Here is a 14,063-nt window from a genome sequence, read left to right as displayed (position 1 = left end):
CCGCTCAGCGCCAGCCGTTCAGCGCCAGCTGCTCAGCGCCAGCCGGCGGCGATCTTGACGAACAGGTCGGTCGCCTCCGGCTCGCCGACGCTCACCCGCAGGCCCTCGCCCGCGAAGGGGCGCACGATGACCCCAGCCGCACTGGCCTCGGCGGCCCGGTCCGCGGTTCGCTCACCGAGGGCCAGCCAGAGGAAGTTCGCCTGGGAGTCGGGCACGTCCCAGCCCTGCTCGCGCAGCGCTGCGGCCATCCGGGCCCGCTCGACGACGATCGAATCGACCCGCTCGAGCAGCTCGCCCTTGGCGCGCAGCGACGCGATCGCGGCCTGCTGCGCGATGTGGGAGACGCCGAAGGGCGTGGACGCCGACCGGATCCCGGCCGCGAGCCGGGGCCGCGCGACCGCGTAGCCGACGCGCAGCCCGGCGAGGCCGTAGGCCTTGGAGAACGTCCGCAGCACGACGACGTTCGGGTGCCCGGCAAGGGCGGCCAGCCCGTCGACCGGGTCGTCCATCCGGACGAACTCAAGGTAGGCCTCGTCGACGACGACCAGCACGTCCGAGGGCACCTGCTCGAGGAGCTCCTCGAGCGCGGCGTGCGTCACAGCCGAACCGGTCGGGTTGTTGGGGGTGCACACCAGGATCACCCGGGTGCGGGGGGTCACGGCGGCGGCCATCGCCGGGAGGTCGAGCCCTCCCCCGGCCAGCAGCGAGACCGGGACGGACGTCCCCCCGGCCACCGAGACGACGATCGGGTAGGCCTCGAAGGACCGCCACGGGAAGATCACCTCGTCGCCCGCGTCGACCACGGCCTCCAGGATGTGGGCCAGGACGGCGACCGACCCGTTGCCCACGACGATCTGCTCGGCCGTGACAGGTCCCTTGGCGGCGAGCGCCTCCTGCGTGAGGCCGGCCGTGAGGTCCGCGGCGAGCGCCTCGGTCAGTTCGGTCGCGAACATGTCCGGGTACCGGTTGATGTCCGACGCCGCGTCGATGATCGCGGCCTGGACGGAGGCCAGCGGCGGGTACGGGTTCTCGTTGGAGGACAGCTTGAACGCCGCGGCGCCCACCGGCACGCGGGCCCCGGGGACGTAGGCGGGCAGTGCGCTGATGGCGGGGCGGAGGGGGACGCGAGGAGTCACGGACCTCATCCTCCCATCTTGCCGGGCGGCGCGGGCCTCCGCCCAGGGCAGGACCCCGCACCAGAGCGGATGCCTCTACCTGCCATCGCACGGGCATCGATGGCAGGATCGACCCATGAGCTTCGTGATCCGAGTCATTGTCAACGCCATCGCCATCTGGCTCACCTCCCTGCTGCTCGGCAGCCACTTCGAGGTGGTCGGAGGCGAGGGAACCGGTGGGCGCATCGTCGTCTTCGTCGTGGTCGCACTGATCTTCGGGGTGATCAACGCCTTCGTCAAGCCGATCGTGCAGTTCCTGTCCCTCCCGCTGTACATCCTCACCCTGGGCCTGTTCACCCTCGTGGTGAACGCCCTGATGATCATGCTGACCGCCTGGATCACCGAGGCCGCCGACTGGGGCCTGCGGGTCAACGGCTTCTGGTGGGCTGTCCTGGCAGCGCTGCTCATCTCCTTCCTGTCGATGCTCATCTCGGTCATCGTGCCGAGCGCTCGCCCGCAGCAGCAGCGCCGCTGAGCCCGCTCACGAGAGCGGCTGCGTGATCGCGCCGGCCCGCCGGCTCATCTCCTCCCAGTCGAGCGAACCGTCCGGCAGGGTCGGCGGCGTGGGAGTCACCAGGGTGGGTCCCACGACCGGTGAGCCTGAGCCCGGCAGGCAGACCTCCCCCGACACCGAGGGGAGGGGGCTTGCGGCAGCCGCACCCATCCCGAGGCCCGCCCCCGGCCCAGTACCGAGCACCGGCCCGGGCGAGAAGTACATCGTCTCGACCGTGGCGGGCGGGGTCACGACCGTGCGCCCAGCCTCGGGGGTGCCCGCCGGCATGACGACGACTCCCGCGTCCCCCAGGACCGCGCTCTGCTGCTCCACGGCCTCGGCTACCCCGGGCACCCCACGCGCGAGGGCGAGGTCGAGGACCTCGCCGTGCGTGGTCAGGCTGTGCGCACTGTGCGCGCGCTCGGGTCCAGGGATACCCGGCAGGTCAGGTCCGCCCGGCAGGTCTGCTGCGATCGTCACGCGCTCAGGGGAGTCTGGAGGGGCAGCGCCGGCCAGGCTGGAGATCACCTCGTCCTGGTTCTGGACACTGAGCATCGGGACCGGCGGGTTGAGCGTGATCCCGGCCGTCGGCGACCCGAACGTCGCCACGTTCCGCACGTCGTAGCGGCGCCGGAAGGTGGGGTCCCCGGCCAGCGAGACCGCGACCGTGCCGCCCTCGCTGTGCCCGTAGAGGCCGACCGCCGCGCCCACCGGGATGCCCGCCTGCTGCATCGCGGACTCGACCAGGTCCATCCCGGTGCTGCGCTCCCCTTGGGCCAGGACCAGATTGTTCTCCAGGCTGAACGGGCTGTTGGAGCCGATCGTCAGGTCATCCATCCCTCGGATGTACACCCCCCAGGTCACTGATCCGTCGTCGTGGGGGATCTTCTGGATCTCGATCGTCTCCGCGGGGAGGCTGTTGATCTCCGCCGTCGCGCCGGTCACCGAGGTCACTGGCGCCGCCATGACCCGGCGTTCGGTGAGGTGCCCGGGGCGCAGGTCGCGCGGCGGCTCCGGCTGCGCTCCGGGCAGGTGCAGCGTGGTCGAGGGCCAGGTCCACCCGGAGTAGAAGGACGCATGGCGCGCCAGCACGACTGCTCCGTCCGCGATGCCGGGCGGGCGAAGAAAGTTGCGGGACGGGTTGTACTTGCCGATCCCGGCCCCGATCCCGGCGACGAAACGCTCCTGGAACGAGCCGCCGGGGACGCTCATTCCCCCAACCACCACCGTGCGGCCGAAGGCAAGCGGGCTCAGGTCCCAGCCGTCGACCGTGCGGGCGGCATTCCACATCCCGCTCATGACCGACTGCTCTGCGTCGTCGAGCACCTGCCCGGCGGTGCGGGTGCGCCGGTCGAGGCTGAGCAGCCGGTGCTCCTGGGCCAGCAGCGCGGAGCCGAGCAGCTGCGCGGCGTCGGCGGCCCCCTTGAGGTAGATGCCGCGGACGGGGTCCCGCGTCGGGGAGAAGTCGAAGCAGTGCTGCAGGTAGCCGGCCAGCACGATCGCGGAGACCTCCGCGCACCGGCGACGGGCGTCCGCCAGGTGCGCCGCGGCCGCGGCGATCAAACCCGCGGCCGTGGCGATGTCGGCCGTGTTGGCCGCCTGCCCACCGGCGCCACCGGTGACGGTGAGGGTGATCGAGTGGTCGTCGATCGACTGGTCGTCGCTCATCACACGACCCTGTCCAGGGCCGACCGCACGGAGTCGACGCTCACCCCGATCGTGGTGATGCACCGCTGGGATTCGCTGAGCTCCCCGCGGAACAGGTCCGCCGAGGTGGACACCCAGTCTGCGGTGGACGCGCTGGCCAGGGCCGCGTCGGCGTCGGCGAGGTCGGTGTCGATGAGGGAGAGGCGGGCCCGGAGGGTCGCGACGTCGAGGGGGATGGTCATGGAGTGGACGATAGGACGAGCGGATGCGCGCCCGCCCGGGCCGGAGCGGGTCCTGTGGACGGGACCCGTCAGATCCGTCCCTGTGGCCGTGCTGTCCCCCAGCCCCCCGCAGCCCGCAGTCCCCGCACCCCCGCGGACAGCCCGGCCACGGAACACCTGGCCGCCGGCCGAGCCGGTCATGGAAGAATGGCGACATGCCCAACAGCTCTGCGCGCCCCGCGCCCTTCGAGTCCGCCCGCGCCGTCCTGGCGGAGGTCACCCCGCCCATCGCCCTGGGGCCCCTCGACGGGCGCTACCGTGCGACCGTCGCGCCGCTCGTGGACCACCTCTCCGAGGCGGCCCTCAACCGGGAGCGGCTGCACGTCGAGGTCGAGTGGCTGATCGCGCTGACGGACGGCACTCCCGCGGGCCCGATCGTCCCCGGCGCGCCGCAGCTGAGCGAGGCCGACAAGATCTACCTGCGCGCCGTCGTCGCCGACTTCGGCGCCGCCGGGATCGCGGAGATGGCCGAGATCGAGCGGGAGACCGTCCACGACGTCAAGGCCGTGGAGTACTTCCTCAAGCGTCGCCTCGCCGCCGCCCCGGGGATCCTCGGGGAGTCGACCGTGCTGCCCAGCGTCGGTGAGCTGGTGCACTTCGCGTGCACGAGCGAGGACGTCAACAACCTGTCCTACGCGCTCATGGTGCACGGCGCCGTCGTACAGGTCTGGCTGCCCGCAGCCCGGGCGCTCGTCGAGCAGATCGCCGATCTGGCCCGCGAGCACGCGGGCGTGCCGATGCTCAGCCGCACGCACGGCCAGCCGGCCACCCCGACGACCGTCGGCAAGGAGCTCGCGGTGCTCGCCCACCGCCTGCGCCGCCAGGTGCGCCGGGTGGAGAACGCGGAGTACCTCGGCAAGCTCAACGGCGCGACCGGCACCTACGGCGCGCACGTCGCGGCCGTCCCCGGGACCGACTGGCCCGCCGTGTCGAAGGCGTTCGTCGAGGGCCTGGGCCTGACCTGGAACCCGCTGACCACGCAGATCGAGAGCCACGACTGGCAGTCCGAGCTCTACGCCGACGTGGCGCGCTTCAACCGCATCCTGCACAACCTCGCAACCGACGTGTGGACGTACATCTCGCTCGGCTTCTTCAAGCAGATCCCCGTGCCGGGCGCGACCGGGTCCTCGACCATGCCGCACAAGGTCAACCCGATCCGCTTCGAGAACGCCGAGGCGAACCTCGAGATCTCCTGCGCGCTGCTGGACACCCTGTCCGCGACCCTGGTCACCAGCCGCATGCAGCGCGACCTCACCGACTCCACCACGCAGCGCAACATCGGCCCCGCCTTCGGCCACTCGCTGCTCGCGATCGACAACGTGCGCCGCGGCCTCAAGGCCCTCGCCGTCAACGTCGACCTGCTCGCCCAGGACCTCGACGGCAACTGGGAGGTGCTCGGTGAGGCGATCCAGTCCGCCATGCGCGCCGCCTCCGTCGCGGGCGTGGCCGGCATGGAGAACCCCTACGAGCGCCTCAAGGAGCTGACCCGCGGGCAGCGGATCAACGGCGACGACCTGCGCACCTTCGTCGCCGGCCTCGGCCTGCCCGACGACGTCGCGGCGCGCCTCGCGGCCATGTCCCCCGGGTCCTACGTGGGCCTGGCAGAGCAGCTGGTCGCCGACTACCTGTGACGACCGGCGAGGCTCCCGACGCAGCCGGGCGCGGCGACGGCGCGGCCGGCGTTTCGGCGTCGCGCAGCGCCGCAGGCACGGCACTGGGCAGCGCGGCTGGCAGCGCGTCGTCGGGCACGCTCGCCGGCAACGTTGCCGGGCAGTCCGTCATGGTCGAGGCGCTGCGGGCGCAGGAGTCCGCGCCCGAGCGCGGCTGGTGGGCCCGGCTGACCGGCCGGTCCCCGCTCACCGAGGACGCCCGCCCCTGGTACCTGGGCGCCGTCGGGGAGATCCGGGTCGCGGGGCTCATTACTCGGCTGGGGCCGGAGTGGATGGTGCTGCACGCGGTCCCGGTCGGCGCGGGGACCTCGGACATCGACCACGTGCTGGTCGGGCCGGCCGGGGTGGTCACGGTCAACACGAAGAACCACGGGACCCAGCGCGTCTGGGTAGCCGGCAAGGCTTTTCTCGTCGCCGGCCAGAAGAAGCCGTACATCCGCAACTCCGAGCACGAGGCCGCGCGAGCCGCCAAGCTGCTGACGGCCGCCGTGGGCCGGCCGGTCACGGCGTCCGCGATGATCGTCGTCGTCGACCCCAAGCAGATGGTCGTGCGGGAGAAGCCTGCCTCGGTCGCCGTCGTCACGTCGTCTGGCATGCTCCGGGCGCTGCGCGCCCAGGCCAGGCGCGGACCCGCGCTGCCCGCCGGGGACCTCGAGGCGCTGCGGGCCGCGGCGATCGAGCCCCGGACCTGGCACCGCGCTCCCGCGCCGGCGATCGACACCGCGGACCTGCAATCGCGCTTCGGCCGGCTGCACCGCGCCGTGACCGGTGCCCGACGACGCCGCACCGCCTGGCGCTTCGTCGGGCTGCTGGCCGTGATCACCGTGGCCTGCGCCGCCTACCTGGCGATCACGTCCGGGCTGCTCGACGCCATCGCCTGAACGCCGACCCTCGGCGCTTCACGGCTTTCGATCCAATTGAGCAGGTCACCGCTCAGATGGGGACTCCTGCCCATATGGTCAGGTAGCCTCGACGATCCGTGACATATTTTGGGCATGCCGCAGCACTCCCCCTCCTCGACCCGTCGCGCACGTGCGTCGGCCGCCCTCGCCTGCGCACTGCTGACCGCGACGATGCTCACCGCGGGGTGCGCCACTGTGATCTCGGGCGAGGCGGTCGCCGGGGCCAAGAACTCCCAGATCGGGCCGCCGATCGACTCCGACACGGTCTCGCTGCGCCACGACTACGAGGAGTCCGCCCAGGACGTCAACGACTACTGGACCGAGGACCGTCGCAAGAACGCCAAGCCGCGGGTGACCGATCCCGGCGACAACGGCTCCGGCACCTTCGACGCGCCCCCCGACGCCGCCACGGGCGTGGTCATCGACCCGACAACCGGACCGGTCAGCCCGGACGGCCCCCAGGTCCCCGACTCCTCGGCCGGCGAACTCTTCGCCGCGACGGGCCTGGCCGCGTCCACCCAGGGCCGTCTCTACATGTCCTTCTCCGACGGGGACGGAGTGTGCTCCGCCTCCGTCGTCAACTCCGCCTCCGGGTCGGTCGTGGCCACGGCGGCGCACTGCGTATGGGACTTCGCCGCGGACGACTGGGGCACCAACATGTGGTTCGTGCCCGCCGACGCCGACAACACGGCCGTCATGCCCTACGGCGCCTGGAACGCAGAGTCCGTCATCGCACCTCAGACCTTCCTGGACACCGCGAAGATCGACGAGACGTTTGGCCTCGTCGGCGACGGCTGGGCCTACGACTTCGCGTTCCTGGTGATGGGAGCGAACGACCAGGGCCAGCAGATCCAGGAGGTCACCGGCGGGCAGGGAATCGCCTTCGGCGTCCCGGCCGAGGAGCTGCTGGTCACCGGCTACCCGAGCGCGCCCCCCTTCGACGGCCTCTCGCAGCGTTACTGCGCCACCTCCCAGTGGGACCCCGGGATGCGGGGCACCTACACCTTCAGCTGCGACATGACCCAGGGGGCATCGGGGGGCGGGTGGTTCACCAACTACGACCCGGTCTCCGGCTCTGGGTACCTCGTCGCGACGACGTCCTACCGGGGCTACGACTTCATCGGCGCGGCGCCACTCGGCGAGAGCGCCCTGCAGATCTTCACCGAGATCGGAGGCCTGTGATGGCTGCACCCGCCCTGCGACGCAGCCGCGCGGCCGCCCTGCTCGGCTCCGCTCTTGTCCTGGCGCTGGCCGCAGGGTGCTCGAGCGAACCGGTGACCGGCGCGGCCTTCCCGGACTGGGACGCCGTCGATGCACGCGCTGCGGCGCACTTCGACGCGCAGATGACGCTGCTCGACGAGCGGATCGCCGAGTCGAGCCCGTTCACGACCGATGCGCGTACCGACGTCACCGGCGTGGCCTACACCCACGCGATCCATGGCGACAACAAGGCCGGCGGGCAGTCCGTCGTCGCCGTCCGGGGCAACCCTGCGTCGGTGTTCGTGCGGCAGACGGACTCCAAGGCGGGGTTCACCCTCGACACCCTGCACATCGGCGGGGAAGCCTCGGACTACCTGCTCCTGGGCGACTCCTACTCCTCTCTAGCCCCGACCGAGTGGGTCGAGACCCCCACCATCTACGGCGCCCCGGGCGAAAACGAGTTTGCCGCCGCGCTGCGGACCATGTGCTTCATCACGGGGTTCCAGACGATGTGCGAGATCCGCGAGGCGATCCGCGTGACGCAGGAGTCCACCTTCGGTGCGCAGATGCGCCGCTCCGTGCAGACCGACGACGACGGCACTGTGCACTCCGAGACCGAGGTCACGCTCGCGGCTGTGGTCTCCGTGGCCGCGTTGCTCGACATCCCAGCGGGCATCTCCGACCAGTTCACCCCGGAGATGCTCGACTCCTTCATCCCGGTCAGCGTCTGGCAAGACTCCGACGGCAACCTCATCAAGATGGAGATGAACGGCACGGTCCGCGGAACGGACGGCGTCGACGACTTCGTGGTGCAGGTCGGCTTCGAGATCACCGGCAGCGCGACGAAGAAGGACTTCCCCGCGGTGCCCGACCCCACGGACGTGACCGTGATCGACGAGTCCGGAATATCTGCGTTCTACGATGCTCTAGGAGAGTTGTCATGAGCACCAACCCGCCGTCCGGACCGCCGTGGAACCGACCGGCTCCGCAGCCGCCCTATGGCACCCCTCAGCAGCCCGGTCAGCAGTTCCCGCAGGGCTACCCCGCCGCCAGCTGGCCGAACCAGGGGCAGCCGGCCGCGCCACAGCACTATGGCGCCCCGCAGCAGACCGGTTTCCAGCAGTCGGGGTATGCGGCACCGCCGTCGCGCCCGCGCAAGACCGGGAAGGCCCCTACCGTCATCGTGACCGCACTCATCACGGGCGTCGTCGCCGTCACCGCGACGCTCCTGGCCACAGGCACTCTGACCGGACCAGCGACCTTCGACGACGCCGCGGTCGCCGAGGGCGTCGCCGAGGTGCTCTCCACGAACTTCGACCTGACCGACGTCGAAGACGTCTGGTGCCCAGCAGGGATCGAGGCCACCGAGGGAACCGAGTTCGAGTGCACCTTCACCTCAGGCGGGGAAGACCTCTCGATCCCGATCACGGTCCTCAACGACGAGGGCCAGTACCGCGTCGGCGGCCCCTCCCCCAGCTAGCGTCCCGCGCCGAGAACCTCTCGTGGTCCGACGTAGATCTTGCCCAAGAGCCGCTCCACCTCGACGCCGACCGGCTCGATGCCGGCGGCGAACCAGCGCCGAGTGTCGACCACGGCCGGGTTGGCCTCGAGGTAGTCGCGCACGGAGGCGGTGAAGATCGTATTGAGGTGGGTGGAGACATTGACCTTGATGATGCCGGCAGCGATCGCCGACCGCATACCCTCGTCGCTGACACCGGAGGAACCGTGCAACACCAGTGGCACCGGAACCGCGGCGGCCAACGCCGTGATCAGGTCGGTGTCCAGCCGCGCGCCGCGGGTGGTCATCGCATGCGAGGAACCGACGGCGACGGCGAGGAGATCGATACCGGTGGCTGCGGCGAACTGCCCTGCCTCGTCCGGGTCGGTGCGCGCTCCGGGGTGGTGCACCCCGTCCTTGCCGCCCACCTCGCCGAGCTCGGCCTCGACACTGACCCCGCGGGCGTGGGCGTGCGCGACGACCGCAGCGGTGGCCGCCAGGTTCTGCTCGTAGGGCAGGTGCGAGCCGTCGTACATCACCGAGGTGAAGCCCAACGCGATCGCCTCGGCGATGAGGGCGGTGTCCTTGGCGTGGTCGAGGTGCACGACGACGGGCACCCGCGCCGAGCGGGCGGCAGCGAGCACGCCAGCACCGAGCGGGGCGAGGGAGCCGTGGAACGCCACCGCGTTCTCGCTCACCTGGAGTACGACGGGACGCCCCGCGCGCTCCGCGGCAGCGACAAATGCCTCGGCGTGCTCGATGTGCACGACGTTGAACGCGCCCAACCCGGTCTGCTCCCGAGCGCACTCTCCTGCCACTGATGCGAGGTCAACAAGCGTCATGACGTTTCTCCACTGTGATGAGCGCGCGCATGCGCGCGTAGGCAGACAGGTCGACCGAGCCGGCGGTCGGGGACAGCACGGCTGCTCCCGAGAGCGCGACGGCGTCGGCCAGGTGGGCGGGCAAGGTCTGGGCGAGCGTCGCACCGGGGGCGGCCAGCGCGACGAGGGCCTGTGCGAGTGCCGCGACCGCAGCGTCGCCCGCACCGGTCGGGTTGCCGGTGAGCTGCTCGGCCGGGCGCACCTGCCAGCCATGCTCAGACAAGTCAGAACGGGTCATCGCGATCAGGCCGCGCGCCCCGCACGACACCACGACGGAGGCCGCGCCGCGTTCCAGGAGCTCACGGGCTCCGGCGACGACATCGGTGGCCCCGGTCGCTTCGAGGAGCTCGACATCGTTTGGCTTGAGCAGGGTAGCGCCTGCCTCTGCCGCACTGAGCAGGCTCGGCCCCGAGGTGTCGACGAGCGTCCGGGCCCCGCGGGTGTGGGCGGCGGCGATCATCGCAGGCAAGGCCGTCGAGGGCGTTCCCGGTGGCATCGACCCGGAGACGACGACGACATCCCCAGCGCTCACGAGCGAGCTCATCAGGGCGATGAGGTCGTCCCAGGCTGCGGCGTCCACGCTCGGACCGGCCTCGTTGAAGAGGGTGGTCTCCACGGCGTCGACGACAGCGACCGTGCGCCGGGTGGGCCGCTCGGTGCGCAGCCAAGCCTGGGCGACCCCGCTGGGCTCAAGGAGCCGGGACAGGGTCTCACCGGCATCGCCGCCGAGGAAACCGAGACACGTCGCTGCCGTACCCAGCTGGACGAGCACCCGGGCGACGTTGACGCCTTTGCCTCCGGGCATCTCGGTGGTCGTACGGACCCGGTTCACCTCGCCGAGGCGGATCTGGTCGACGTAGTAGGTGACGTCGAGCGCGGGGTTTGGTGTGACGGTGAGGATCATGATGTCCCTTGCAGCTCGGTGGGATGGTCCAGGGTCATGGCTGCCGCGCCACGATGGCGACGGTCTCGGTGAGCGGGCTGCGACGTCGGGCACCTTGCCTGCTAGGGCAGGATCACAGCGCGCTCGCCGGGAGGGGGGCACGCAGTGGCTCGGGCAGCAGGTCGCCGTGTGCGACGACGAGCTCGTCACACAGGATCCAGATCTGCTCAGGTGTAAGCGTCGACGACGCGTTCGGGTCCATGAGAACGGCTTGGCGCAGCAGCCGGGGGTCGCCCGTGCGCGCCGCTTCGACGGTGAGCTCGGCAACCGATAAGTAGGGACGGTTGAGCGCGGCGCACTGCGCGGGCAGAGCGCCCATCGGGACGGGGACGAGCCCGTCGCCGTCGACGATGCACGGCACCTCGACGACCGCACCCTCGGGCAGGTTGTCGACCAGCCCGCGGTTGATGACGTTCCCGTGAATCTCCCGGCGCGTCCCGGTGACGATCGAGTGGATCACCTGGGGCGCGTACTCGCTCGCGCCTTCCTCGAGCGGCACCGGTGCATCGGTCAAGAGCAGCCGCTGGGTGCTCTCAAAGTCGGCGACGTTCTCGCGGCTGATGTCGATGTACTGGAGTGGCTCGATTCGGAATCGCTCGATCTGCTCGTCGGACCGCAGGAACCAGGGCAGGTACTCGGCCGAGTGCTCGCTCGTCTCGGTCGGGTAGTAGCCGATGCGCCGGAAGATCTCGACGCGTGCGCGCCGCTCGAGCCCGGGATCCGCGAGGATGCGCTCGCGCAGCGTCGGGTAGAGGTCCCGCCCCTCATGCGTCCACTCAAGCAGCCATGCCTGGTGATTGACGCCGGCGGCACGGAACCGGGTCTCCTCGACCGGGATACCAACGACCTCGGCGAGATCGTGGGCCGTCCAGTACACGCTGTGGCACAGCCCGACGGCCTGGATGTCGGGGGCGACGACCGAGGCCCACCACACATTCATCGCCATCGGGTTGGTGTAGTTGAGCAGCAGGGCATCCGGGCACACCTCGCGCATGTCGGCCGTGATCGCCTCAAGGACGGGAAAGGTGCGCAGCGCACGGAACACCCCGCCGACACCCGTCGTGTCGCCGATCGTCTGGCGCAACCCGTGGCGCGCGGGGATCTCGAGGTCCGTAATCGTGGCGTCGATGCCGCCGACCTGGATCATCGTGATGACAAAGTCGGCGCCGGTGAGCGCAGTCCGGCGGTCGAGCGTGGCAGTGACCGTCGCACTGGTACCGAGCTGGGCGTCGATCCGTCGCGCGGACCCCTCGGCGGCCACGAGGCGGGCGGGGTCGATGTCGTGCAGCACGAGGTGCACGTCGGAGAGCTCGTCATAGCGCAGAAGGTCTGCGACGAGCTGGCGGGTGAAGACGACGCTCCCGGCGCCGATGAATGCGATCCTGACCATGGAGCGATCTTCCACGGTTCCGCTCAAGACGTGCAAGAATATGATCAATATTCGTGAAAGGTGGTCACTTTGAATGATCACTTCTCGTCGTTCTGGGAGGAGTCCTCATGACCCACAATCCGGGTGCGGCACCTCATGCCATCTCCTCAAAGCGGTCGCAGCGCATGGTCCGGGCCCTGGCAATCATCAACGAGGCCGGGATCGTGCGCCTCACGGACCTTGTCGAGATGCTCGGCGTCTCCCCCGCGACCATGCGTCGCGACCTCGTCGATATGGAGGACCAGGGCCTGCTCGTGCGCACCCACGGCGGGGTCCGCGCGTTCGACGCCGCCCACGAGCTGCCCGTACGTCTGCGCGACTCGCACTATCGCGAGGCCAAGCTCCTCATCGCCCAGCGCGCGGCCCAGCTGCTCCCCGAGGGCCGCTACTCGGTCGCGATCAGCGGGGGCTCGACGGCCGCGGCCGTCGCCCGGGTCCTGGCCACGCGGCCGAACCTCGCGATCGTGACGAACGCGCTCACAACCGCGACCGAGCTCGCCTCTCGGAGCAACCTCCAGGTCATCATTACCGGCGGGATCGTCCGGTCGAACTCGCTTGAGGCCGTTGGCGGGCTCGCGGAGAACACGTTCAACGCGATCAACGTCGGCACCGCCGTCCTCGGAACCGACGGGATCAGCGTGCGCGGGGGCGCCACGACGCACGACGAGACCGAGGCCCGTACCAATCACGCGATGGTCACGCACGCCGAGCGGGTCATGGTCGTCGCCGACGGGTCCAAGGTCGGTCGCGTCACGCTCGCCAAGGTCGCCGACCTGGCCGAGGTGGACGTGCTCGTCACCGACTCGAGCGCCGACGCCGATGCGCTCGACGCTATCCGGGACGCCGGGGTCGAGGTCCACGTCGTCGAGGCCTGACGCACGCGATCCCTGACCACCCAGCGGCCGGCCGGGCGGTCAGGGATCGCGCACCGGGCTCGCCGCGACGGCCGAGATCACCAGACGCCGGCCTGCGCGAGCTCGTCGAGCGTCGCCTGCCTCCCGGTCCCGCCCGTCCCAAGCGTCGACAGCGATCCCGCGGCCGTCGCCCAGCGCAGTCGGGTCACCTCGTCGCTGACACCGTACGCGCAGGCCGCAAGGTAGCCCGCGTCGAAGCTGTCCCCCGCGCCCGTCGTGTCGACGACGTCGACGCTCAGCCCTGGGGCGTCCGCACAGACGCCGTCAGGGCCGATCGACCATCCGCCCCGGGCGCCGTCTTTGACGACGACGCGCGGACCGCGGGACGCGAGGAAGGACCCGCACGCGTCGTCGTCCTCGGACGGGCCTCCAAGGGCGCCGGCGATGGCCCGCAGCTCGGCCGTGTTGGGCAGGAGGACGTCGACGTGCGCGAGTACCTCGTCGAGGCCCGCCCAGACCTGCGCGGGGTCCCAGTTGGTGTCGAGGCTCGTGGTCAGGCCGTCCGCACGCAGGTCGGCCAGGAGGGAGGCGAGCCCGCGGGCGAGGCCCGGCTGGAGGAAGTACGACGCGACGTGCACGTGGCCCCGGACGTCCCCGGCGGGGACACCGCGCGCGACTGCGCGGACGCGGTCGGGTGTCAGCGTCGGGATCGTGCCCAGGACCGTCAGGATCGCGCGGTCGTCGGGTGTCGAGAGAATGACAGAGAGCCCCGTCGGGACGACCGGGTCGACCTCGACCGCATCGACGTGGACTCCGTGCCCGCGCAGGGCGTCGAGCGTGAAGGAACCGAACGCATCGTCCCCGACCCGGGCGACGATGGTGGTCGGCACGGCGAGACGGGCCAGGCCCGCGGCGACGATGCTCGCGGACCCGCCGAGCACGAGCTCGCCGGACTTGGCGAGCTGCTCGGCCTGGCCAAAGCGTGGGATGACGTCCCCGCGCAGGATGAGGTCGACGTTGGCGTCGCCGACGACGAGCACGGGTGCGGGGGCGCCCAGGGATCCGGGCACGCTGGGGTGCGGTGTCATAC

General features: G+C 71.0%; 14 protein-coding genes. 7 read left to right on the top strand and 7 right to left on the bottom strand.

Features of this window, described 5'->3' with window-relative positions; genetic code table 11:
• Positions 1–32: 32 nt before the first annotated feature.
• Positions 33–1,145, bottom strand: a complete 1,113-nt coding sequence (gene hisC / locus BLQ50_RS02730) for a histidinol-phosphate transaminase (RefSeq protein ID WP_093181021.1) — start codon at positions 1,143–1,145, stop codon at positions 33–35.
• 106 nt (positions 1,146–1,251) lie between these two features.
• Here hisC and BLQ50_RS02725 point away from each other — a divergent pair, with 106 nt between their 5' ends.
• Positions 1,252–1,650: a phage holin family protein gene (locus tag BLQ50_RS02725; RefSeq protein ID WP_093181020.1), complete on the top strand. Its 399-nt coding sequence runs from the start codon at positions 1,252–1,254 to the stop codon at positions 1,648–1,650.
• A gap of 6 nt (positions 1,651–1,656) precedes the next feature.
• Here the strand turns inward: BLQ50_RS02725 and BLQ50_RS02720 are convergent, their stop codons facing one another.
• Both BLQ50_RS02720 and BLQ50_RS02715 read right to left on the bottom strand, forming a co-directional pair.
• The gene (locus BLQ50_RS02720) at positions 1,657–3,336 is read right to left on the bottom strand and encodes a hypothetical protein (protein ID WP_093181018.1); all 1,680 of its coding nucleotides are present in this window, start codon (positions 3,334–3,336) and stop codon (positions 1,657–1,659) included.
• Complete coding sequence (locus BLQ50_RS02715) at positions 3,336–3,557, bottom strand: hypothetical protein (RefSeq protein ID WP_093181017.1); 222 nt, start codon at positions 3,555–3,557, stop codon at positions 3,336–3,338. Before BLQ50_RS02715 ends, BLQ50_RS02720 begins: the two co-directional genes overlap by 1 nt.
• A 194-nt stretch (positions 3,558–3,751) precedes the next feature.
• On the opposite strand from BLQ50_RS02715, the gene purB reads away from it, so the two are divergent.
• The 5 genes from purB to BLQ50_RS02690 all read left to right on the top strand — a co-directional run bounded on the left by purB (position 3,752) and on the right by BLQ50_RS02690 (position 8,848).
• Positions 3,752–5,227 carry an adenylosuccinate lyase gene (gene purB, locus BLQ50_RS02710; protein ID WP_093181015.1) on the top strand — a complete coding sequence of 492 codons (1,476 nt, stop codon included), beginning with the start codon at positions 3,752–3,754 and terminating at the stop codon, positions 5,225–5,227.
• Positions 5,224–6,147 (top strand): nuclease-related domain-containing protein, encoded by a 924-nt coding sequence (locus BLQ50_RS02705; protein WP_245700843.1) that lies wholly within the window; start codon positions 5,224–5,226, stop codon positions 6,145–6,147. Before purB ends, BLQ50_RS02705 begins: the two co-directional genes overlap by 4 nt.
• 114 nt (positions 6,148–6,261) lie before the next feature.
• Positions 6,262–7,350 (top strand): trypsin-like serine peptidase, encoded by a 1,089-nt coding sequence (locus tag BLQ50_RS02700; protein ID WP_093181013.1) that lies wholly within the window; start codon positions 6,262–6,264, stop codon positions 7,348–7,350.
• Positions 7,350–8,312, top strand: a complete 963-nt coding sequence (locus BLQ50_RS02695; RefSeq protein ID WP_093181012.1) for a hypothetical protein — start codon at positions 7,350–7,352, stop codon at positions 8,310–8,312. The genes BLQ50_RS02700 and BLQ50_RS02695 overlap by 1 nt, the downstream gene beginning before the upstream one ends.
• Positions 8,309–8,848, top strand: coding sequence for a DUF4333 domain-containing protein (locus BLQ50_RS02690; protein ID WP_093181010.1), 540 nt, complete (start codon positions 8,309–8,311; stop codon positions 8,846–8,848). The genes BLQ50_RS02695 and BLQ50_RS02690 overlap by 4 nt, the downstream gene beginning before the upstream one ends.
• Here BLQ50_RS02690 and BLQ50_RS02685 read toward each other — a convergent pair.
• The 3 genes from BLQ50_RS02685 to melA form a co-directional block, all read right to left on the bottom strand.
• A complete protein-coding gene (locus tag BLQ50_RS02685; RefSeq protein WP_093181009.1) occupies positions 8,845–9,708 on the bottom strand; it encodes a class II fructose-bisphosphate aldolase in 864 nt (287 codons plus the stop codon). The two genes, BLQ50_RS02690 and BLQ50_RS02685, sit on opposite strands and share 4 nt — an antisense overlap.
• Entirely contained in the window at positions 9,695–10,651 is a 957-nt protein-coding gene (locus tag BLQ50_RS02680; RefSeq protein ID WP_093181007.1) for a 1-phosphofructokinase family hexose kinase, read from the bottom strand. Before BLQ50_RS02680 ends, BLQ50_RS02685 begins: the two co-directional genes overlap by 14 nt.
• Before the next feature lie 112 nt (positions 10,652–10,763).
• Positions 10,764–12,080: an alpha-glucosidase/alpha-galactosidase gene (gene melA, locus BLQ50_RS02675; protein WP_093181005.1), complete on the bottom strand. Its 1,317-nt coding sequence runs from the start codon at positions 12,078–12,080 to the stop codon at positions 10,764–10,766.
• 107 nt (positions 12,081–12,187) lie between these two features.
• Between melA and BLQ50_RS02670 the strand changes: the two genes are divergently transcribed.
• Positions 12,188–12,994 carry a DeoR/GlpR family DNA-binding transcription regulator gene (locus BLQ50_RS02670; protein ID WP_093181004.1) on the top strand — a complete coding sequence of 269 codons (807 nt, stop codon included), beginning with the start codon at positions 12,188–12,190 and terminating at the stop codon, positions 12,992–12,994.
• A gap of 77 nt (positions 12,995–13,071) precedes the next feature.
• Here the strand turns inward: BLQ50_RS02670 and BLQ50_RS02665 are convergent, their stop codons facing one another.
• Positions 13,072–14,061: a carbohydrate kinase family protein gene (locus tag BLQ50_RS02665; RefSeq protein ID WP_093181002.1), complete on the bottom strand. Its 990-nt coding sequence runs from the start codon at positions 14,059–14,061 to the stop codon at positions 13,072–13,074.
• Positions 14,062–14,063: the final 2 nt, after the last annotated feature.

Origin of the sequence: Sanguibacter gelidistatuariae (assembly GCF_900096585.1) — a bacterium.
Classification (GTDB): domain Bacteria; phylum Actinomycetota; class Actinomycetes; order Actinomycetales; family Cellulomonadaceae; genus Sanguibacter; species Sanguibacter gelidistatuariae.
This window is presented reverse-complemented; position numbering and strand designations above follow the sequence as displayed.